This window comes from Parapedobacter indicus (assembly GCF_900113765.1).
GTDB classification, from domain to species: Bacteria; Bacteroidota; Bacteroidia; order Sphingobacteriales; family Sphingobacteriaceae; genus Parapedobacter; species Parapedobacter indicus.
Map to the genome: position 1 here is coordinate 508,478 of NZ_FOQO01000003.1, position 22,148 is coordinate 530,625.

Genomic DNA, 22,148 nt, shown 5'->3' on the forward strand with positions numbered 1-22,148 from the left:
CAATTAATATTGAATAATAATTCAACAATGCAATATTATAAACTATAATGCTTTTTGCCAAATCTTTTTCAAAAAAAATGAAGTTTGTTACAAACAACTTAATTTAAAATACGGAAACGCGTTTTTCAGCAAAGGGAATAACCTGCATCACGGCTATAAAAATTTTTCAAACCGGATACTTGTTCCATGGTATTATTTATTATTATTGAAAAATAATTCATTTCACACATGATACAAGTCATCCATAGAGCATTGAATATACTGGAATACGTAGCCAAGCATAAAGAGCGTGCATGCTCACTCACAGAGATCGCAGCCAGTCTCGAACTCAACCAGCCCACCTGCGCAAACATCTTAAAAACCTTGGTAGATGCGAATTACCTCGAACACCTTGGGCGAAAAAAAGGCTACCGCCTTGGCCCAATGGTGTATCAACTTACGGGCGACCTATCATACAATCAAAATTTGCTACAAGTAGCAAAACCCGAAATGGAAAAACTAACCGATAAGTTAAATGAAAGCTGCATCCTGGGTATTATCCGCAATCAAAAACGCTTCATCCTACATACAGTTAACTCCGACCAAGACCTCCAAGTACGAAGTAAATCCGAACGCGACATTTACGAAACCGCCAGTGGAAGGATGCTGCTCGCCTTCCTTCCTGAAAAGGAACGTGATGCGTTGACGGCTAGCATCGGCTTACCCAAGCCCGAAATCTGGAAGGGAATCAAAACTAAAGCGCTACTGGATGCAGCTTTCCAAAAAATCAGGGAAGACCGATTGGTGATTACACTCTCGCCTTCTCACATCGTCGGGCTCGCGGTACCCATCGAAAAAAATGGTACAGTCATCGCGAGCCTAAGTATATTTCTTCCCGAAAGCAGGTATAACCGAAAAGGCAATGCCAAAGTGGTGACGGAAGCATTGATCGAAGTGGGCAATAAGATCAACCGCGCAATGAGCCTGTGACGATGCTGCTGAACCGGGTGCTCACACCTCCATCAAAAACTCCGTAAGATTTTTGCTATGGGGCAGGTTTAACTTCTTCCGCAGCCGGTACCGCCTGATCTCCACCCCACGCGTGGTAATATTGAGTAAGGAAGCGATCTCCTTACTGCTCATATTCATGCGCAGGTATGCGCACAACTTCAAATCATTGGGTACCAGCTCCGGATAATCCGCCTTAAGCTTCTTGAAAAAATTTTCATGGGCCTCATTGAAACTTTCTTCAAAGATATTCCAATCGCGTTCATCGCTGCGGGCATCTTCGATAATCTTGTTGATTTTACGGAGCTGCTCCCCCGAGAGCTTACGCCCCTCATTGTCTCTTAATTCCAATAACTCATCGTGTACATTATTGAGCAGTTCATTTTTATAGACGATATTCATCGCCGAATTGGCTAATTCCCGGTTCTTGCTGGCCAGCTCCTGTTCCAGTTGTTCATTTTTGAACCGGATAAGACGCTGTTCATTTTCCTCCGCTTCCTTCCGAAGCAATTCCTGTTGCTGCCTGGTCATGTTTTCCTGCACAATCCGACGGTGCTTCCGTATCTTGTGGCGATACCAATTGCGCCCTGCAAACAAAACAAGTATAAACCCTACTGCATATAAACCAATCGCAACCCATGAAAGGTACCAAGGCGGTAAAATGGTAAACCGGAAATCGGTAATGCCCGACACGGTACCATCTGGTGCCATGGCCCGTACCCGAAACGTATAGGCTCCATACCCCAAATTGGTAAAGTCCTTTTGCGCCGCCTCATCCCATTCAGACCAAGTCCGTGAATATCCCTTCAGGTAGAACTGATACCGCAACGGAATGGAACTATACCAAGGCGCTGCATAACTGATCCGAAGGTTATTATGCCGATAGGGAATTTCTGGTATCGTATCGCTGTTATACCACCTACCCGAAAAACTATCGGTAATATTACGGACAGTCCGGATCAACGGGCGGGGTAGCTGGGGTGCTGCAACCGTCGAATCCGTGGCTTGATAAATGGCAAAGCCATCGTCCAGCCCAATTAAGTACACATCGTTCTCAATACGGTTAACGCTTTCATAATAGTTCATCATCCGACCATTGAGCACGGCAAATTGCGTGGAATCTACTTGTACAACTCCCTTCGGACCGAAGTATACCAACGACATCCGTGCGCGGTTGATAAACCAATAGCGCTGGGCATCTGCCCGAATGATTTTGTTAGCAAACGCAAACGATCCCAATTGCTCATTGAGCTGATCGTATCGATAAAACCGATCTGTGATTTCATCGTACCGGTAAAACCCACTATCTGTAGCAAAAACCGGACTGCCGCCCAATTCAAATACATTCACAAACGTACTTTCGGGCAGCCCACTCGCCGAATCGTAGGCATGTACCTGTTTCACGTTATGCAGTGCACTGTCCAGCGAAAGGAGCCGTAGTCCCTTGTATCCGCTGGCCCATACTTCGGTTTCCGAAACGGGCTCTATAAATTGAGTGGGATCGCTGTAACCCGTTACACGATTTTCAAATTGCCACCCTTTTGCGGTTTTTCCAAATACCGCCAACCCTGTATAAGTTCCCTGTAAAAGCGTATTTGGCCGGTTGACCAACGGCTTCAACGCCCAACCCCCGGTCACAGACGACAGACGCTCCAGCCGATCACCTAACACCCGGAAGGTGCCATCGTTGTGGCCACAAAGCAATTCACCGTTCACAATCGACAAGTCCCACACCTGCCCCTGCGATCCTTCAACCAAAGAGAAAGAAAACGGTTGGTATCCTTCCTCCAATAACCACCGACTGTAAAACAATCCCTGATTGGTACCGAGGTAGATATAGTTACCGAAAATCCGAGCGGTATAGACCGTGCCGATACTGCCACTGTTATCGGCATAATAATAAATGGGCGCGTTAATTTCAATCCGGTCTATACCGTTGTCCAACCCTACCCAAATATTTTGCTGAAGATCAGCGTGTATACCAAGCACGGTATTATTTTGTAGACCGTTTCCTTTATGGACATGCTGTACAATGTTGCCTCGTTCATCGATGATCACCAACCCCTGGAGAATAGTTCCGAACGCATAATACCGATCCAGCACTTTCAATCCATTGTTAAGCTGAGCAGCCCGCAGCAACCCGTTCGCCGCATTTTCCCATTTATGGATGATGCCGTCGCTATCCATCCGAAACAGACCGGATTTGGAGGTACCGATCAGAATCTCCTTTCCACCACCGAAGGGCAGCATAGTGAGTACATTCGCTCTTTGCAAAATATCCTTGTTCCGTACCGGTACCAACGCATTTCCCTGTAATTCGTGGATTCCGTCCGGAATCAACTCAATAAATATTCTGCCCCGTACCTGATGAAGGAATAAAAAAGGCTGCCCATTGCCTTTCACCGTCTGCAAGCGATTGTCTTCGTAGATATATAAAGTAGAAAATGATTGAAAAAGCACACGATTGCCGTCAATGGCAATTTTCCAGATTTCATCCCGTATCGCATCTTCAGGGTCCAGCAACCGGCTGATCGAATGATACCGCATATGTCCGCTCCCGGTATCTTCCCAATAGCCAAATTCGGCCAGTCCACCCGTATAGATTCTGCCGGTACTATCCACCGCTACACTGCGGACCGTACTTTTGTTGGGGAGATAATGCAAGTCCCAATATTGTCCGTCAAAAACCAACAACCCATCTGCATTGGCTACATACATGATGCCATCTTTCCCAGCGGCCACTGCCCAGTTTTGATTACCGGCTTTGTATTCAGCCTTCGGGTATTGCTGTACTAAAGGCGAGCCGATACGGGGTATTTCCTGCGCATTGACAGCTCCAAAGAAAAGAAGTACACCGACAAAAATGGCTACAATTGATCTTTTGAACATACTCGTCCGACAACACTAACTAGACAAACATAAGGAATTCGCAGGTGAACAACAGACCACTATGAATTTTCCATAGATTATTAAGTATTTTTTAAGGGTTTTCTAGGGGATTCCTAGGGGATTTATAGGTAATAATACGTATAGTTCCCCTATTATATAAGATTAATATAAGTCTAATATTTTGCTTAAATTTGGGTATTGAAAAGACGGTATTCTATCTGGGATAGATAAAAAAAACCGCCGCCGATTCACATCAGCGGCGGCGAACCACAAATTTATATGCCCAAACACACTAAGGCATATTAATACGGCTTTTTTCCTCGCTCTGGGTCTCCCGGCGGGCGCCGTTTTTCAGATTCCCAAAGCTGTAAGTGAAGGTAAGCCGCACAACCCTTGTCTCATTTTTTTGATTGATCACTGTATTCATGTTGTTATAGCGTGTCCGTACATCCTGTATACGGGTATTGAAAATATCGCTGACGGACAGCTTTAAATTGGCTTTCTTATCATAAAAGGATTTATTCAGTCCGGCATCAACGGACCATTGGGCACCGATATGGTATACGCTGTATATCAATGACGACTGATAGTTGACAGACGCCTCAGCTGTCAACGTGCTCAAAATGTTGAACGTATGGTTGCTGCGTAATTGCCAGGCAAATTGCCCCTGCTTCAGGTAGTCGCCGTTCAATGGTCCTTCAAATCCCATATAAAAGGCATTCAGGTTGGTATTGGTGTTCCAATATTTAGCCACTTTTATTGGCAGGTTAAGGTTGGCGTACCAAACTTCCTGCATGGCGAGGTTATCACGGGTCACCCATGTACGTTTAGTTACGGTATCCTGATTCATAGACTCCGCAATCACATCGTTTGTGCGGTTATAGCCAACACTCAAGTGATATTTTTGCTTCAGGGTATAGGAAGCATCAAATGCGTGCGTATATTCCGGCCTAAGGTAGGGATTCCCCTGTTCAAAAGTGTATTGATCCAGAAAATACTCAAACGGATTGAGGTTGCCGTAGTTCGGCCGATTAATCCGTTTGCTGTATGAAATTCCTGTTTGGTGATCGTCAGAAATGTTATAATTGATGAAAACGCTGGGGAATAGATCCAGATAATCCCGTTTGACACGATTGGATAGGGTAATGGAATTTCCGTCCGAAACCGTATATTCACCACGCAATCCCATTTGAAGGCCCCATTTACCCAATTGTGTGCTATAATTCATATAGGCCGCCGCTACCTGTTCCTCATACAGAAAGTGATTGGTTCTCCCGACATCGTTCTGCCAGCTTCCGTTCTGCTGATTTTCGAACCGCATATCGTTGTCTGACGAAACGTTGCTATATTTCAAGCCGGCCTCTACCTTATTTTTCTTGCCCATCGGATGCGTATAATCTAGCTTCGCTACCCGGATGTCAATAATAGTGGGCATGTCGCTGCGTGACAGCAGCGGCTCATCCTTTATAACTCCCGAAGGCAGGTAGAATGTATTGTTGTAGTTCGCCCGGTTGTGGTTCGAGAACCGCGACAGATCCACGTCCGCAACCAGCTTCCTGCCATTGGTATCAATGGTAAATTGATTGTTTACATTCAGAGCGAAGCTGGTATAGCTGCCATCGAAAATCGACGAGGTGGCCAGCGTAGAGTCCGGAACGGTCAGGGTACGACCGATCAACGTATTGCTCGAATTATCGTTGTCATTGCCGCTCGCATATCCGCTCAACAGGACGCCGAGCACATTTCGATCTGATGTATTGTAATCAATCCCCGCCCGGTAGTTGTGACTGCGATTCCTACGATTAAAATTAGTATATTGCTGAAAATCGGTGTTGCCATTTTCCTGCACGATGGAACGGAAAATATCAAATTCATTTCCTCCCCGGTTATTCATGTAGCTGTAGGTTCCGAACACATTGACATCACCTACCTTGTGGTTGAGGTTCACGGAAGTATTGGCTTTGTGACCAAAACCATAGCCCGCTCCCAGCGTGAATGTACCGTTCGTGCCCGCCAACCGGTTTTTCTTGAGCACGATATTAATCATACCCGCGGTACCTGAAGCGTCGTATTTAGATGAGGGGTTGGTAATCAGCTCAATGGATTTGATCGTGTTGCCATCTGTGTTTCGCAGGAAATTAGCCAGCTGTTCTGCGGACAGATAGGTCTGCTTGCCGTCGATCATCACGGTAACTCCCTGTTTGCCCATGAGGCTAATGTTGTCGTCTTTGTCTACAGTTACACCCGGAGAGCGTTCGAGGATATCCATGGCGGTATTACCTGCAGCAAGTGTAGAATTTTCCACATTCACCACCAGCATATCCGGCTTGCGCTCCACCAACGGCCGCTGTGGGGCCGCCACCGATACCTCATCCAATACGGTATTTGTGTTTTTAAGCACCAATGTGCCGACATTCCGTGAACCTGCGGCCGTAGTAATTTGGATTACCGGGCTCACTGCATCGGCATAGCCCACCAATGCCGCAGCAACCAGGTACTCGCCCCGAGCGACATTAGCAAAAGTATATTGACCTTTTCCATCCGGAAAAGCGGTCTTTAGGACCGTTGAGTCCTTCGCCTGTAATAAATTGACTGTTGCCAGGTCAAGCGGAATATGTTGTTCATCTACTACCGTACCCTCCAATGTGGCTTCCTGAGCGTATACCGCTGAGCATAGCGAAAAGGTAACTAGTAGAATTTTGATAAGATTATCCATGTTTCATATTCACATACTTGGCGCAAAAAGTTCCCCATTAAAAAACCTTGTGTTTTTTAATAATAATGGTGTCATTCTGAAAAGAGTGGGCAACTACTGTTTACGCCTGAAGAATGCTATTTTATATTTTGTTGTTCTTTATTCTTTACCTGGTAAGACGCCACGATGTCTCAAAAAGTTGCACGAGTGGCCAAATTTAATTTTTAATAGCAGCCGTATCCGGTACGTTTATACTGTCTATGTGCGTGGTATCGGTCGCCTCCGGGTTTTCTTCGATCACCGGCGCAGCTATTGCGCATTTCAATCCTGACTCCAGCATCACCCATTCGGTTTTGTCAGGGCGATTCCCATCGGGATACTGGTAATTATCTTCGCACTGGTTAAAGGGCAGATCCGAAATATGTCGTTGCAGGTCCCTGTCAATGATAAGCCGCGCTCCGACGGGGATATTCAATTTAAGGTACAACCGCTGGTCACGCATCAAATCCTCATCGGTCAAGTTGAAATGGCTGTCGAAAACCAGCCGGTCTGCCTGCTGCTGGAAATGATAGTCGATTCTGCCTGCACGCTCGGCCGCGCCTTCATACGTCGCTCCATGTGCCGAATATTCATAGGTCAGGGAAGGGAGTTGGGTGGAATCCACTTTCACGATGCGCATATACATGCGGCTTTGCCATTCCATCATGTTGCGATTGCGAATGATGGCCCGCTGACGGATCAATGAAGTCCGGTCGGTTGAGTCATTTTGCAGCCGGATAACCGTCATGTCGTTTTTCGACAGGTGGTATACGGGTTGCTTCTCCAGCGGGCGTTCTTCGACAACGGTACTCTCTTCCCGGAAATCGTTGGCCGTACGGACTGCATATACTGTCGTGAAACCCACGGCAATCAGCCAGATAGCCAGCAGGGCGAAGCCGGTATATTGCCCCATTGCAGATTTGTTGAACAATATACGGATGATCAACGCAACCAATGCTACGAATGGAATGATGGCGACAAAGAGCGCGCTGACGAGCATAGGAGTGCGATAAGCCGGCTCGATGACATTGAGCGGAAACATGGCCATATCCGTATCGCTCCCCAGGAAACCGAAGGAAGCAATGATACTGATGACTAAAACAACTAACCCACCGCATAAGCCGATGATGAAAAGCACACCGACAACCTTAGCCAAGACAATAAATGCGCTCATCAGAAAATTACCGGCCGAGTTCAAGCCTCTTTTAAGCCCTTCCTCGGCCCCCGTAAAATTTGAGCGGAGGCCCTCCATCTCCTCCTGAAAACTGCGTTTGAAATTCTGCAGATTGGGCGCCTCTCCGCGCATGGCCATCCGGTCGGCACGCGTACGGGCTAAAGGCATCACAATCCAAAGAATAATATACAGCAGAAACCCGGTACCTCCAAAGATAAATAGCAGTACGAGAATAAGCCGGATCCAGCGCGATTCGATACCGAAATAGTGGCCCAGTCCGCTACATACACCTCCGAATACTTTGTCGTCCGGGTCGCGCATCAGCTTACGCTGTCCGCTTACCGGCGGAATATCATAGGTTTCGTCTGCCGGAGCATACGCTTCATCGGAATCTCCAGCTTCAAAATCGCTTACCCTTCCCATCTGGGCGATGACATCATTGACATCCTGCATCGTGATGACTTCTTTTTTACCCTGCACAATACGCTCATTGAACATCTCGGCAATACGGTTCTCGATGTCGCCGACAATCTCGTGGCTATCTGCCGTGTACCCAAAGTGTTTTTTGACATCTATCATATAAGCGCGGAGCACTTCATAAGCATCTTCTTCAATGTGAAAAACAATGCCGTTTATATTGATAATGATGGTCCTGTTCATTTTTTTGTGGTTTTTATTGTTCGTTTTCTGATGTATTTTGAATATCGCCCTCCGTTGAGGTCTCGGATCTGATACCTGATGTCTGACGTTTCACGTCTGATGTCTCTCCACGCCCCTCCATGGATGTTCTCACAGCGAATACCAGTTCTTCCCATGTGGTATCCAATTTGTTGAGCACTTCCAGCCCAGCAGGCGTAATCTGGTAATATTTGCGGGGAGGCCCCGATGTGGATTCTTTCCAGCTGTAGCTCAGCAGTCCATTGTTCTTAAGCCGGGTAAGTAAGGGATATAAAGTACCCTCTACCACCAGCAATCGCGCCTGCTTTAGCTCGCCGATGATGTCTGAGGCATAAATCTCGCCCCGCGAGATAATGGAAAGGATACAGTATTCTAATATCCCCTTCCTCATTTGGGTTTGCGTGTTATCTACTATCATAATACAAAGATATATGTTTTAGTTTGTACTATGCAATACATAGTAGTGTACAAAAACACAATTGGCTGATTATCAAAGATAAAAAAATAATTATAGAAATAAAGATGAATGATTTAGTTGGCAGGCTCCACACGAATCCCTACATCGGTAATTTCGCGCAGCGGATTTTCGCGCATATTTTGTTCCAGCGTAAACACGTAATTGCCGGTATCCGGAAAGTGGATAGATTCCTTGATCAGGTGTTGATGGGTATACACACTTCCGTTGCCCCGGCCCAACCACCTCCCGTCGGATTCGGCAAGGGTCAGTTCGAGACGTTCGGTCGTATCACGTCCGTTGGGCTGACGTTGGTGCAGCAAAACAAATACATTGGAGTAGGCGTAATCGGGCGTATGTCTTAGGTTAAGGTAGATGTTATACGGTCTGGTCACATCCGTAATATGCGCGGTGAGCTGAGGCTGATCTTCGTAATGCCAAGCATGGTTGACAATGGCAACATTTTGATCCAATACCGCAGTATCTGTGCAGCCCCCCCCAGAGAGAGCCATTACAAACACAACGCTCATTATTCGCAAACGGTTGCCCATCGATCGTCAACTATTTTGCCCGGCTTGCGGCTGTCCTCCATTCTTCCCTTTCCGGTTATTCCCCCGGAAACGTTTTTTGGGTTTTGCCGTTTTTGCTTCGGCAGATTTGTTGTCCTTCTCCGATGCCGATTGCTTATTTCCTGCAGTCGCGCTTTTTTCCCGCGATGGATTTGAAACGGCCTTTTTCTCCTCAGGCTTCCGTTTGCTTTTACCCGAACGTCTTTTTTTCTTATTCCGCTCGTCCAAACGGGTAAGACTATCTTGCCCTACCACGTTTTCATAATCATAGCTAACCGGCTTTTCTTCTGGAGTTTCCAGTACTACGGCGCCAATCTCTGCAGGCTTCACGCCTTCCTTATTCAAGTGGTGAATTTCCTTTACCCGATCGGTCGTAAGTGGTATCCAGTTTTCCTCTCCCGGATAACTAAACCACATTAACTTCTTAAAAATGTCAGTTTTCTGCAGGAAAGCGACGCCTCGCTGCGTTTCAATCCGCTCGATATTGTTCGGAATGTCCTTCAGGGCATCCATGTAGCTATCCAGCTCATAATTGAGACAACATTTCAGTTTTCCACATTGCCCCGCCAGCTTGAGTGTATTAAGCGAAAGATTCTGATAGCGTGCCGCTGAAGTGGATACCGTCTTAAAATCGGTAAGCCAGGTGGAGCAGCAAAGCTCCCGCCCACACGAACCAATGCCGCCCAGCCTACTCGCTTCCTGTCGCATTCCGATCTGCCGCATTTCGATACGGATGCGAAATGCTTCAGCCATCCGCTTGATCAGTTCCCTGAAATCCACCCGGCCATCGGCGGTATAGTAAAATGTAGCCTTGGATTTGTCTCCTTGATAATCTACATCACTAATTTTCATGGATAGCCCCAAATCCAGCGCCAGCTTACGCGCACGGTGCATGGTTTCCCACTCAAGATCCTTGGCTGCCTGCCATTTCTTGATATCCGCATCAGTAACTTTCCGGTAGATTTTTTTAGTTACGCTGGTAGCATCTACGTTGTTCTTCTTTAGCTGCAATCGCACCAATTCGCCCGTCATAGACACATGCCCGATGTCATAGCCACCCGCATTTGGCTCTACCGCTATCATTTCACCCATTTCAAGGTACAGGTTTTCGTGGTTGATATAGAAATCTTTCCGCGATCCTTTAAACCTGACCTCCACAATATTGAAGGGTTTATAATTTGTTGGCATGTCCATGTGGGCCAGCCAATCGTATACATCCAATTTATTACATCCGCTCGTCATGCAGGCACCGTTATTCTCGCAACCTGCCGGTGTAGTGCCACACCCTCCGCCGGATGAGCAACTGCTACATCCCATAGTGATCAATATATGTTGAGTCCGCCAATTGACGGAACGTTTGATATTTAAACAGTAAAACCAACTGCAAAGATACGTCTAAAAATAATATCTTCGGATTGGCATTTCGCTCAATATGATAATGTGCCTCCTCAAACAGGCGGATTGCCGCATCGATTTGATCCATCCGGTAATGCTTGCTGAATTTCCCCACGAAATCAAGCTCTGCACCCGGCAGGTGTACCAATCGAACCATGTTTTCCTTCAACAACACCACCTGCCTCATCATATTAAGCGTGTAAAGTAAAAAACTTTTTTGGTTTTCACGTCCTAATTTCGACAATTCGTCTTCACAGACTTTTATGAGCGGAAGGCCCGTATCGGTCACGCAGCAGCGCAGCCAACGGATCATCAGATCGAAATGATCCTTTGTATCTTCGCCCAGCAAATTGATGGCCTGTTGGATACTACCGCCGCTGATAAAGGCGATTTCTTCGGCTTGGTGTTCACCTAATTGTTGCCTTTCCATCAGGTAATCCGACACCTCGGTATCTGTCAGACGATTTATCTTGACAAGCTGGGTACGGGATATGATGGTGTTGAGTATCCGGTCCTGGCTTTCCGCCACTAGAAGAAAAAGCGTTTTATCGGGCGGCTCCTCAATAAGTTTCAGTAGTGCATTTCCCTGCGAATCCAAATACTCCGGCAGCCATAAGATAAGCACTTTGTATTCGGACTCAAATGCCTTGAGGCTTAGTTTTTTGATAATATGGTGTGCTTCAGCGATGTTGATGTTCGCCTGCTTGTTTTCGGCATCAAATTGCCCTCGCCAGTAATCAAGGCCAAGGTAGGGATTCTCCAAAAAAGCCTTCCGCCATTCCTCCGCGTACGTTGCTGCGGTATCTTCTTTGTGTTTAGCAAAGAAAGGATACGAAAAATGCAGGTCAGGATGGATAAGCTTGTTGTATTTGCGACACGATGCACATTCGCCACAGCTGTCATCGGGTTGTCGGCTTTCGCAATTGATATATTGTGCATATGCTACCGCCAATGCCAGGCTTCCACTGCCCTCCGGACCTAGGAAAAGCTGGGCATGACTTACGCGGTTTTCCTTAACAGTGCTAATGAGGCTCCGCTTGATCGCGGTCTGCCCGACAATTTCATTGAATAGCATACGGCTCCTGATCCTCCTCCCTTATCAATTCCATAGTTCGTTCTTATGTGTCAGAATGGCGGGATCGCCATCCGTAACCACAATCGTGTGCTCGTGTTGCGCCACTAAGCCGCCTTTATTGCCCACCAATGTCCATCCGTCTTTTGTGGTTAGCGCAAGTGTTGAACGATTCGAAATAAACGTTTCGATCGCTATTACGGTGTTTTTCTTAAATCGGCTCCTATTAAACCGGTCATAATAGTTAGCGATTTCACTCGGCTCCTCATGCAGACTTCTGCCCACGCCGTGACCCGTCAAATTTTTAATAACCGTGTATCCACGTTTCTTTGCTTCAGTTTCAATCAACCTCCCGATATCAGCAATGCGTACTCCTCCCTTGATCTGATGAATGGCTTTCCATAAAATATCCCTGGAAGCATCAACCAACGGTTGGTAGCCACGGATATCCCGCCCTAGCACAAACGACCCGCCGTTGTCTGCCCAATAACCGTCAAGCATGGCGGAAACGTCTATATTTACCAAATCGCCCTCCTCCATGACACGATCAGAGGCAGGGATTCCATGGGCAATCTCCCCGTTCAGGCTGATACAGGTCCAGCCCGGAAATCCATACGTTAATGTTGGCGCAGACTGTGCTCCGCTCGCTTCTAAAAGCTCATGTCCGTATTCATCCAATTGCTTGGTGGTCATGCCCGGTTTAGCGTATTCCCGCATCGCCTTTAAGGTGGTAGCTACTACCTCGCTGACACGCTGCATTCCTATCCATTCAGATTCACTGGTAATTGACATCGTTATTTTTTTTGCTATCCTGATCCCGGCTAGATCGCCCTATACCTATCTATTATCGTGATAAAACTTGCATAAGCCGTTTAATCAAATTCTTTTCTGAGCGGCAGCTCACGCTCGTTTCAAAGGTACGAAAAACATCGATAATCCGTGAAGCACACCATTGGGGTGCTAATCAACGTGGATTTCACCGGTCAGGTATAATCTTGCCTGACCGCTGATTTCAACCCGGTTACCCAAATGGGCAAACCGCCGCCGGATTGCCGGAAAAAATCCGATCGGTAAATGCGTCAATCTGATAGATTCTTAGTTTCATTTCTTGCCGGCTAAGTGAAACAAAGATAAGAAATGCATCCATCTGTAACCGTTTAAAAACGGATATATTCGTTTAACATCCGGGTAATCGATTTTGATAGTCTCACCTTTGTGCTGTCGATGGTCAGGAAAATCCATCGTTCGTTAATCACAGGTTTCTATTTAATTCAACACATTATGAACACCTTAAAAAACAGTGTGCGCCTCACAGGGTTCCTAGGCAACGACCCCGAAGTAAAAACATTCAGCAACGACGGAACCTTGGCCCGTGTTTCCATTGCGACCAATGAACGGTACCGAAACGGGCAAGGAGAATGGGTCACCGATACCCAGTGGCATAGCCTTGTATTCTGGGGGAAACAAGCGTTGTTTGCTCAAAAGAGCCTCAGCAAAGGGTCGGAAATTGCAGTCGAAGGCAAATTGGTCAACCGTCAATACGTAGATAAGGATGGTGTCACGCGTTATGTCACAGAGGTCAATGTAAATGAAATACTTCAATTCAACCGCAAGCCCGAGTAACGTGTGCTTTGAGCCTGGTGGGTTTGAGACCCGCCAGGCATTCTCTCAGCGGCGTTTAACAGAACGATCCGCTAACTTCATATCCTTTTTGATTGGCAATTCATGCAGGTTTCAGTAGCTTTGCGCCGAAATATAAAAAGCCACGCATGATTAAGAATACGGCTCTTACCGATCTACACATTACCCTAGGTGCCAAGATGGTTCCTTTTGCAGGTTTCAATATGCCCGTCCAGTATTCAGGCATCAACGATGAGCATGAAACCGTACGCAACGGTGTAGGCGCGTTTGATGTTAGCCACATGGGCGAATTTATACTCAAAGGAGACCGCGCACTGGACCTGATACAGAAAATAAGTTCCAATGATGCATCAAAGCTCTATGATGGCAAAGTGCAATATGCTTACCTTCCCAATGAAACCGGTGGCGTGATCGATGATTTTTTAGTTTATCGCATCGATGAAAAAACGTATTTTCTTGTGGTTAACGCCTCAAACATCCAAAAAGATTGGGATTGGATTTCTCAACATAATACGTTTGGTGTGACCCTAAAAAATATTTCGGATGAAACGTCTCTGTTTGCCGTCCAGGGGCCCAAAGCCGCAGAAGCGTTAGCGAGTCTTACAGACATTGATCTTCCTACCATGGAATATTATACGTTCGCCAAAGGCAGATTTGCCGGTGTAGAGAATGTATTGGTTTCTGCGACGGGTTACACGGGGGCGGGCGGATTTGAAGTGTATGTAGCCAATAAAGATGCCAAAACAGTGTGGAACGCCATCTTTGAAGCAGGAGCACCTTTTGACATTAAGCCCATTGGTTTAGGTGCTCGCGATACCCTCCGGCTCGAAATGGGCTTCTGTCTTTATGGCAATGACATCGACGATACAACTTCGCCCCTGGAAGCCGGTTTAGGCTGGGTGACGAAGTTTTCGAAGGACTTTGTGAATGCAGATGGGTTAAAAAGGCAAAAAGAAGCCGGTCTGTCGCAGAAATTGGTGGGCTTCGAAATGATCGACCGCGGAATCCCCCGCCAGGGATATACCATTGTGGATGCCGATCGGATGCCGATCGGCCGCGTCACATCCGGAACGCAGTCGCCCACACTCAAAAAATCCATCGGATTGGGGTATGTCCCCACCGCATATGCAAAAGAAGGAAGTGAAATTTACATCGACATTCGTAATCATTCTATTAAAGCTTCCGTTGTCAAACCTCCATTTGTAAAGTAACGCAAGTAACACGCCAATGAGCCCGAAAAGCATCCGTGTCTGTTTGAGTCCTGCATTGTTGCCCTTTTACGATTTGAGCGATACCATTGCGGTGGTGATCGATATTTTCCGAGCCACCTCATCCATGTGTTACGGATTGGCAAACGGAGCAAACGCGATCATTCCCGTGGAAGAATTGGCTGAATGTCTTTCTTATCGGAGCAATGGGCATCTCCTGGCTGCGGAGCGTGATGGTAAGGTTGTGGAAGGATTTGATTTCGGAAATTCGCCTTTCTCGTATACAAAGGATAAGGTTGAAGGAAAAACCATTGTGCTGACCACCACCAACGGTACGCGGGCGATCCAACGATGTATCGGTGCAGAAGCCGTAGTCATCGGGTCATTTCTCAACATCAGCGCCCTTACCGATTGGCTTAAAAATCAATCGCGTCATATCTTGTTGGTGTGTGCCGGCTGGAAAAACCATTTCAATCTGGAAGATACCGTATTTTCCGGGGCACTTGTACACCGCCTCAAAACTACGGATATAGAACTGGACGATGCCGCTTACGCAGCAGAAAGCCTCTACCTTGAAGCCCAAGGCAACCTATCCACTTACCTCAGCAAGGCCTCGCATAGCAAACGGATGCAACATCTGCAAATTGCACAGGATGTTGCTTTCTGCTTACTGGAAGACCAAGTATCGGTTATACCCATACTAAAAGGCCATGAACTCGTCCCCTTAACGTTGCCGCACCTGCTTTAATAGCCGATACTTCAGGTATCCCAATATCCCGATAATTAATAACGAAATCCCGAATACCGTATATTCGCTGCTTTGATATGCAGCTACTACACTGAGGAACATTAAGATTAAACTGATGTTCAACAGGACATTATAAATGAAATATCGCTTCATGCCGACGGGTCACAGCAATCAATAAACCTGCATGTCGGGATCAAACGCATCACGCCAAGCCAATATCCCCCCCTGCAGGTTATATAGATTGTCAAAACCTTCCTGTTCCAGCAACATAATGGCTTGGGCACTGCGCTTCCCGCTGCGGCAATGAATCACTACCGGCTTATCACGGGATATCTTATCCTGCTCCAAAACCACATCAGCTAATGGGATGTGCTCACCGTCTAGGTTGGATGTTTCGTATTCAAATTCCTCCCGGACGTCTATCAATTGGAAATCTTCGTTATTATCGATTTTATCCTTAAGTTCTTCGACTGTAATCTCTTTCATAACCTTGTCATCTTTTTATGTATCCAAACTTAGCTAAAGTTGTTCTTTTATGCAATTATAATCACATTAAAAAAAGCAACCTTATTCGCCGCAGCTTGCTTCCATAAATACTCATGATTGCTTCGCAGCTACCGGTTTCTCCTCCGCCGCCGAGGACAACTTTTAATGGGGGAAATAAGTGGTTATTCAGCAAGGCGGAACAATGGAATCATGAAAATTGTTAACTTTGACAATACACAACAGATACAATGAACATTATCCATCGTTATATAGGAGTCGCTGTCTTCCTGTTGGCCGGCTGTACGGTCCGCCAGGCAACCGATCGGATCGTCGACAGGGACGAAGTGAAGCGGATACTAACCACACTGGCGGCAGACGATATGGGAGGTCGGGCTGCTTTTTCATCCGGCATCGAACGTGCAGCCGACTTCATCGCAACTGAATTCGAAAAAATCGGATTGCAACCCCACGCGCAAAATGATTTTCGCCAAACATTCCAGGTGTCCCGGGTCCTCCCTGTAACTTGGGAGGTTGCATTTGACGGAACCGATATCCCGAGCGAACATATTATTATATCCAGCAATAATCCGGGGGTCAACTGGAACGACGAACCGGACGTATCACTTATACAGATTCAAGCAGGCGATGATTTTGCACAGCGCTTCCGCGATGCGTCTGTTGGAAGGAAAGACGCCATCGTTGTTATAGATACCAGTTTCGCCTCTTTGTTTGAACGGTATCGTGGATATTTGATGCAGGGAAGAATCAACCAGCAGGGCCAGACTTCGCAGCCCCTGCCATCGGTGGTCTATGTACTTACCAATCAGATCCCCAAGTCCTTTCGTGTGAGTTTTACAAACAAGGTGGAGGAGTTACCGTTGTCGAACCTAGTGGGTATGCTCCCCGGCAAGTCAAAACCGGGAGAGTATGTCATCTTCTCTGCACACTACGATCATATCGGTATACTTCAGCCTGTCGGACAAGATTCAATTGCCAACGGGGCGGACGACGATGCCTCCGGAGTGTCTGCCGTAATCAGTCTAGCAAATTACTATAAGCGGCTCAACGACAACGAACGTTCGCTTCTCTTTGTTGCATTTACCGCGGAAGAAATCGGATTGGTAGGGTCGAACTATTTTTCTAAACAGCTTCATGCTGATAGTGTGGTGGCAATGATCAACATCGAAATGATTGGTAAGGATGCGAAATTCGGTCCCAATTCCTTATATGTGACAGGATATAACCAATCCAATTTAGCGCAAATCATGCAGCGGAATGTTCAAAATACAGCTTTCACATTTCATCCCGATCCGTATCCCACACAAAATCTTTTCTACCGCAGCGACAACGCATCACTAGCTGCTCTCGGAGTCCCAGCCCATACGTTTGCGACGGTTCAGATTGACCAAGACAGTTATTACCATTCAGTAGCAGATGAGGTTGAAACGCTGAATATTGACAATATTGTTTCGTCCATTAAGGCCATTGCGATCGGTGCAAAAAGCATCGTGGCCGGTAAAGACACGCCAAGCCGTGTTCCCAAACTGGAGCGGTAACATGTCTTTACCCTCACTTCACTCTACCAGATCATGCCTTCGTGAGATGGCTTAATCGTTCCTGTATACCATTTTGGAGCAGCTTCTTTCGTTAGCTCTTTACCGGCTTGCCGGGGTTCCGGTTGGGCTGCTTCGACCTTTTCTTTTTTTCCGGGGTTCCCTGCTGTGTCCACTACCTCGAGCAGATCAACGGCTTTGTCTTTTTTGGCCAACATCATCGTGAACTTTTACGGTGCTAACATACTTGCATCACCTTTGTTTTGGTAAACTTTGAGTTGCTAAAAATCCCAAACAAATTAAAATTCGGAGTGTTGGCAAATAGAAACTCAACAATTCACTTAATTAGGGAGGTAAGATGGGAACCGACAGACATGAAAATGATATCCGGCGAAAGGGACGACCGGGCGGACACGGCAAATCCGGCACCAACTTAGCCGATGCTTTGGCAGTACACAACGCCGAACAGGACAAACAGGTGGCAAATCGCTACCTCGATGAGGAAGGAAAGCCGGCAGGCGCAAATGCAAAACTAAAGCATCCAAACCGGAATCCCGATAAAGGCACTCAAGAATAACGTAAATTTTAGTATCATGAGCACTTCCAAACAAACCAGCGACCATGAAACCATACGGAAATGGGCAGAGCAGCGCGGTGGTGTACCCGCTAAGGTACGTGGCACCAGTAGTGGAGACGATGAAGGAGTTTTGCGCATTCATTTTCCGGAAAACAGTGAAAACGACGACCAGTTTGAAAAAATTCCGTGGACTGATTTCTTTGATAAATTCGATGCTGAAAAGCTTGATTTTCTCTATCAGGAACAGAAAGCGGATGGCGAAACCAGTACATTTCATAAATTCGTCAATCGCGAATAGCCTGCGCGCTGAAAAATTTCCATTGCATGCATGAACTCGTCACACCCCTAGGCGCTTATATTAGCGCTAACAACCGTTGTCGTTTCCGACTTTGGGCGCCACAAAAAAAAAGAGTCCAATTGCATATTGTATCGCCCGCTGAACGCCGGGTTCCGATGAAAAAAATAGATGCGGATTATTTTGAAGCCGAAATATCGGATTGCCCAGCGGATACCTTATATTTTTATATACTTGACGATGGGAATGATCTGCCAGATCCAGCATCGCACCATCAACCTCAGGGCGTACATGGCCCCTCAGCAGTAGTAGACCAGCGTACGTACCCGTGGTCGGATCAATCGTGGAACAATCATCCACTTCAGAAGTTTATACTTTATGAATTGCATGTAGGGACCTTTACGGAAGAAGGCACATTTGAAGCCATTATCCCACGATTGGATGCCCTAAAAGATCTCGGCATCAATGCCATCGAGATCATGCCGATTGCACAGTTTCCCGGCAGCAGGAATTGGGGATACGACGGGGTTTTTCCCTATGCCGTACAGCATTCATATGGCGGACCCGATGGCTTAAAGAACCTGGTCGATGCCTGCCACAACAAAGGGATAGCTGTTATTCTGGACGTAGTTTATAACCACCTTGGGCCCGAAGGCAATTATTTCACCGCTTATGGCCCTTATTTCACCGCGGCCTATCAGACGCCCTGGGGCGAGGCACTGAACTTTGATGGACCGTGGTCTGACGGCGTGCGCGATTTCTTTGCTGATAATGCCCTGCATTGGTTTCGCCATTACCACATCGATGGTTTGCGGTTAGACGCAATCCACGCCATTCTTGACAATGGCGCCGTTCATGTATTGCAATACATGAATGAAAAAATAGACCGTTATATCCAGCATACCGGGAAAACCGTTTACATGATCGCCGAAAGCGATCTCAATGCACCCCGCGTCATTCAGAATTTCAAAACGGGCGGATATGGCTTCGATGCGCAGTGGCTGGATGACTTTCATCACGCTCTTTTTGTACTGCTGTATCCCGAAGGTAAAGAACGGTATGAAGATTTCGGCACAATGGAACAGCTTGTCAAAGCCTATACGGAAGGCTTTGTACATAGTGGAGAATATGTTAACGCACGGAGACGGAAATACGGTGCATCGTCCGCAGGAGTCCTTGGGTCTAAATTCGTGGTATTTGTTCAGAATCACGACCAAGTGGGCAACTATAAAAACGGTGATCGGCTGACCCATTTGGTGTCGGATGTGCGCTTGCGCATCGCTGCCGCAGCCCTGCTCCTCTCACCCTACATCCCCATGTTATTCATGGGGGAAGAATATGGAGAAGAACGGCCTTTTCTGTACTTCACCAGCCATGACGACCCCGAACTTGCCGCTCAGGTCCGAGCGGGGAGGCAACAAGAGTTCGAGCACTTTCTGGGTAGTGACCCCCCGCCTGATCCACAAGCCGAGTCGACATTCCAGTCGTGTATTCTCGATTGGTCCATCCGAACACATGGGAAACACGGCCGATTGTTGGAATGGTACAAAAATTTGATTGCACTCCGTCGCAAACACCCTGCGTTGCAAAATTTCAATAAGGCGGATACACAAATACGGATTATTGGCTCCGGTGCCTGGGCGTTAATCCGGCAGGATGAATCAAAGCAATCGCAGCTGCTGGCGCTATTCAACCTGTCCGATCGTCCCGTACCGTTTGCATTTCCTCCAAACAGTACGTGGACCCATTTGTTAGACTCAACGGCAGCAAGTCCCACCGATACAGCCACAACAGGTCCGGACGGCCTAACCGTACCGCCGGTAAGTGTGTGGGTGCTGGCCACTAAAGCATAAATAAAACAGATAGATGAAAGCACTTGTTATTTTTATGATGTTGGTTGTTACGTTGCTTGCCTGCAACCACACGCCGCCCAATGGGACGGATTCTTCGCGGAGGGACAGCATTAGCGATCCGATAAACCCGATGGACACCACGGTAGACCGGCTAGATCCCGATTCTGTTACCGATACGTCCAAATTAGAGTTTTAAAACATAGCTAGGATGTCCATGCCCGAAAATGTTCCTTGGTGGAAAACCGCAGTTATTTACCAAATCTATCCCCGTTCCTTTTCCGATGCCAACCGGGATGGCATCGGTGATTTGCAGGGAATCATCGGTAAACTGGATTACCTCCAATGGCTCGGCATACGAGCGATCTGGATCTCCCCGATTTACCCGTCCCCCATGGCGGATTTCGGATATGACGTGTCGGACTATACAGGAATCAATCCGATCTTCGGCACGATGGCAGACTTTGACCGGTTGCTGAATGAAGCACATGCCCGGGACCTTAACGTATTATTGGATTTTGTACCTAATCACACCTCAGATCGCCATCCGTGGTTTATTGAATCCAAGCGTTCAAAAGCATCTCCCAAGCGCGATTGGTATATCTGGCACGATGGCAAGCCCGATGGCAGTGCTCCCAATAATTGGAAAAGCGTATTCGGCGGCGATGCTTGGGAGTGGGATGCCGACACCGAGCAGTATTATTACCATGGCTTTCTCAAAGAGCAGCCAGACCTGAACTGGCGCAATTCGGCCGTGCAGGAAGCGATGTACAATGCCATGCGTTTCTGGCTTGATAAGGGTGTAGACGGCTTCCGTGTGGACGTAATGTGGCACATGATCAAAGATGCCCAGCTACGCGACAATCCACCGAATCCCGATTACGTTGAAAGCCAACCCACCTACAACCAATTACTGCCCGTGTATTCCACCGACCAACCCGAGGTTCATGCGATTGTAGCCGAAATGCGTAAAGTGGTTGATGCCTACGGCGATCGTGTCATCATCGGTGAAATTTACCTGCCCATCCAGCAACTCATGGCCTATTATGGCCCCCAGAATGACGGGGCACATATGCCCTTTAACTTCTTGTTGTTGAACCTACCCTGGCATGCACCGGAAATTTCCGCAGCCATTGATCAGTACGAAGGTGCGCTACCTGCCGAGGGTTGGCCCAACTGGGTGCTGGGCAATCACGATCGTCCCCGTCTTACCAGCCGCATCGGCGAACACCAGGCGCGTGTGGCCGCCGTGCTACTGCTCACGCTACGCGGTACGCCCACGCTGTATTACGGCGACGAAATCGGCATGCATGACGTACCCATCCCCGCAGAAGAGATACGGGATCCGCAGGGCCTTAACATGCCCGACAAGGACCTGAGCCGCGATCCCTGCCGCACCCCGATGCAGTGGTCTGATAGACCATACGCTGGATTCTCGGAAGTTGCTCCGTGGCTCCGTGTCGATAAAAAATACGCACGCGTCAACGTCGAGGCACAACGCAACAATTACTTTTCGATGCTTTCGCTGTACCGCAAGCTCATCCAGTTACGAAACGGTGAACCGGCATTGAACCAAGGAACTTACACACCGATATCCTCAACTGACCAGCTGATCGCCTATCGGCGCGATTCGCCTCATGGCGATAGCTTTTTGATCATACTGAATTTAACTTCACGCCCCTGCCGATACAGGCAAACAGACCTCCTTTTAAAAGGACAGGTAGTCGTCGCTACCGCACCCGAGCTGGAAGACACACCCATTGAAGCAGACATTTACCTGAGTGGAGATGAGGGCATCGTTGTGCGGTTAGAACCGATTGGTAATACTTCTTAATAGC

21 protein-coding genes are annotated in these 22,148 nt (G+C 47.3%); 10 read left to right on the forward strand and 11 right to left on the reverse strand.

The genetic code is table 11. The annotated features are described in order from the left end of the window. The first annotated feature begins 228 nt into the window (after nt 1–228). Complete coding sequence (locus BMZ56_RS08620) at nt 229–969, forward strand: IclR family transcriptional regulator (protein WP_090626151.1); 741 nt, start codon at nt 229–231, stop codon at nt 967–969. A gap of 21 nt (nt 970–990) precedes the next feature. Here BMZ56_RS08620 and BMZ56_RS08625 read toward each other — a convergent pair whose 3' ends face one another. From BMZ56_RS08625 to map, 8 genes are all read right to left on the reverse strand, one after another. Next, a complete protein-coding gene (locus BMZ56_RS08625; protein ID WP_090626152.1) occupies nt 991–3,876 on the reverse strand; it encodes a ligand-binding sensor domain-containing protein in 2,886 nt (961 codons plus the stop codon). A gap of 292 nt (nt 3,877–4,168) precedes the next feature. Next, complete coding sequence (locus BMZ56_RS08630) at nt 4,169–6,592, reverse strand: TonB-dependent receptor (protein ID WP_090626153.1); 2,424 nt, start codon at nt 6,590–6,592, stop codon at nt 4,169–4,171. A 196-nt stretch (nt 6,593–6,788) separates the two neighbouring features. Beyond that, nucleotides 6,789–8,444 (reverse strand): PspC domain-containing protein, encoded by a 1,656-nt coding sequence (locus BMZ56_RS08635; RefSeq protein ID WP_090626154.1) that lies wholly within the window; start codon nt 8,442–8,444, stop codon nt 6,789–6,791. 13 nt (nt 8,445–8,457) lie between these two features. Further along, nucleotides 8,458–8,880 (reverse strand): PadR family transcriptional regulator, encoded by a 423-nt coding sequence (locus BMZ56_RS08640; RefSeq protein ID WP_090626155.1) that lies wholly within the window; start codon nt 8,878–8,880, stop codon nt 8,458–8,460. 113 nt (nt 8,881–8,993) lie between these two features. Further along, entirely contained in the window at nt 8,994–9,446 is a 453-nt protein-coding gene (locus tag BMZ56_RS08645) for a gliding motility lipoprotein GldH (RefSeq protein WP_177195094.1), read from the reverse strand. Nucleotides 9,447–9,473: 27 nt separating this feature from the next. After that, nucleotides 9,474–10,802: a PSP1 domain-containing protein gene (locus BMZ56_RS08650; RefSeq protein ID WP_177195095.1), complete on the reverse strand. Its 1,329-nt coding sequence runs from the start codon at nt 10,800–10,802 to the stop codon at nt 9,474–9,476. After that, the gene (locus BMZ56_RS08655; RefSeq protein ID WP_090626158.1) at nt 10,792–11,955 is read right to left on the reverse strand and encodes a DNA polymerase III subunit; all 1,164 of its coding nucleotides are present in this window, start codon (nt 11,953–11,955) and stop codon (nt 10,792–10,794) included. The genes BMZ56_RS08650 and BMZ56_RS08655 overlap by 11 nt, the downstream gene beginning before the upstream one ends. A 24-nt stretch (nt 11,956–11,979) precedes the next feature. Continuing rightward, nucleotides 11,980–12,744, reverse strand: a complete 765-nt coding sequence (map, locus tag BMZ56_RS08660; RefSeq protein ID WP_090626159.1) for a type I methionyl aminopeptidase — start codon at nt 12,742–12,744, stop codon at nt 11,980–11,982. 489 nt (nt 12,745–13,233) lie between these two features. On the opposite strand from map, the gene BMZ56_RS08665 reads away from it, so the two are divergent. From BMZ56_RS08665 to BMZ56_RS08675, 3 genes are all read left to right on the forward strand, one after another. Further along, nucleotides 13,234–13,575: a single-stranded DNA-binding protein gene (locus BMZ56_RS08665; RefSeq protein WP_090626276.1), complete on the forward strand. Its 342-nt coding sequence runs from the start codon at nt 13,234–13,236 to the stop codon at nt 13,573–13,575. 149 nt (nt 13,576–13,724) lie between these two features. Next, on the forward strand, nt 13,725–14,804 hold the full coding sequence (gene gcvT, locus BMZ56_RS08670; protein ID WP_090626277.1) for a glycine cleavage system aminomethyltransferase GcvT: 1,080 nt from the start codon (nt 13,725–13,727) through the stop codon (nt 14,802–14,804). A gap of 16 nt (nt 14,805–14,820) precedes the next feature. After that, nucleotides 14,821–15,549, forward strand: coding sequence for a 2-phosphosulfolactate phosphatase (locus tag BMZ56_RS08675; protein ID WP_090626160.1), 729 nt, complete (start codon nt 14,821–14,823; stop codon nt 15,547–15,549). On the opposite strand, the gene BMZ56_RS26150 is transcribed toward BMZ56_RS08675, so the two are convergent. Together BMZ56_RS26150 and BMZ56_RS08680 are read right to left on the reverse strand one after the other, a co-directional pair. After that, nucleotides 15,526–15,702 carry a DUF6358 family protein gene (locus BMZ56_RS26150; protein ID WP_104443702.1) on the reverse strand — a complete coding sequence of 59 codons (177 nt, stop codon included), beginning with the start codon at nt 15,700–15,702 and terminating at the stop codon, nt 15,526–15,528. The two genes, BMZ56_RS08675 and BMZ56_RS26150, sit on opposite strands and share 24 nt — an antisense overlap. A gap of 18 nt (nt 15,703–15,720) precedes the next feature. After that, the gene (locus BMZ56_RS08680; RefSeq protein WP_090626161.1) at nt 15,721–16,035 is read right to left on the reverse strand and encodes a rhodanese-like domain-containing protein; all 315 of its coding nucleotides are present in this window, start codon (nt 16,033–16,035) and stop codon (nt 15,721–15,723) included. Nucleotides 16,036–16,283: 248 nt separating this feature from the next. Between BMZ56_RS08680 and BMZ56_RS08685 the strand changes: the two genes are divergently transcribed. Continuing rightward, entirely contained in the window at nt 16,284–17,591 is a 1,308-nt protein-coding gene (locus tag BMZ56_RS08685; protein ID WP_090626162.1) for a M20/M25/M40 family metallo-hydrolase, read from the forward strand. Between the two features lie 23 nt (nt 17,592–17,614). Here BMZ56_RS08685 and BMZ56_RS08690 read toward each other — a convergent pair whose 3' ends face one another. Then, complete coding sequence (locus BMZ56_RS08690) at nt 17,615–17,809, reverse strand: hypothetical protein (protein ID WP_143072878.1); 195 nt, start codon at nt 17,807–17,809, stop codon at nt 17,615–17,617. Between the two features lie 137 nt (nt 17,810–17,946). Here BMZ56_RS08690 and BMZ56_RS08695 point away from each other — a divergent pair, with 137 nt between their 5' ends. Genes BMZ56_RS08695 through BMZ56_RS08710 form a run of 5 tightly spaced genes read left to right on the forward strand, consistent with a single transcriptional unit; the run spans nt 17,947 to nt 22,144 of the window. Beyond that, nucleotides 17,947–18,165: a hypothetical protein gene (locus BMZ56_RS08695; protein WP_090626164.1), complete on the forward strand. Its 219-nt coding sequence runs from the start codon at nt 17,947–17,949 to the stop codon at nt 18,163–18,165. A gap of 16 nt (nt 18,166–18,181) precedes the next feature. Further along, nucleotides 18,182–18,463 carry a hypothetical protein gene (locus tag BMZ56_RS08700; protein ID WP_090626165.1) on the forward strand — a complete coding sequence of 94 codons (282 nt, stop codon included), beginning with the start codon at nt 18,182–18,184 and terminating at the stop codon, nt 18,461–18,463. A 26-nt stretch (nt 18,464–18,489) separates the two neighbouring features. Further along, on the forward strand, nt 18,490–20,313 hold the full coding sequence (gene treZ, locus BMZ56_RS08705; RefSeq protein ID WP_090626166.1) for a malto-oligosyltrehalose trehalohydrolase: 1,824 nt from the start codon (nt 18,490–18,492) through the stop codon (nt 20,311–20,313). 13 nt (nt 20,314–20,326) lie between these two features. Beyond that, entirely contained in the window at nt 20,327–20,509 is a 183-nt protein-coding gene (locus BMZ56_RS25420) for a hypothetical protein (RefSeq protein ID WP_143072879.1), read from the forward strand. A 12-nt stretch (nt 20,510–20,521) separates the two neighbouring features. Beyond that, nucleotides 20,522–22,144: an alpha-amylase family glycosyl hydrolase gene (locus tag BMZ56_RS08710; protein WP_245893141.1), complete on the forward strand. Its 1,623-nt coding sequence runs from the start codon at nt 20,522–20,524 to the stop codon at nt 22,142–22,144. Nucleotides 22,145–22,148 lie beyond the last annotated feature (4 nt).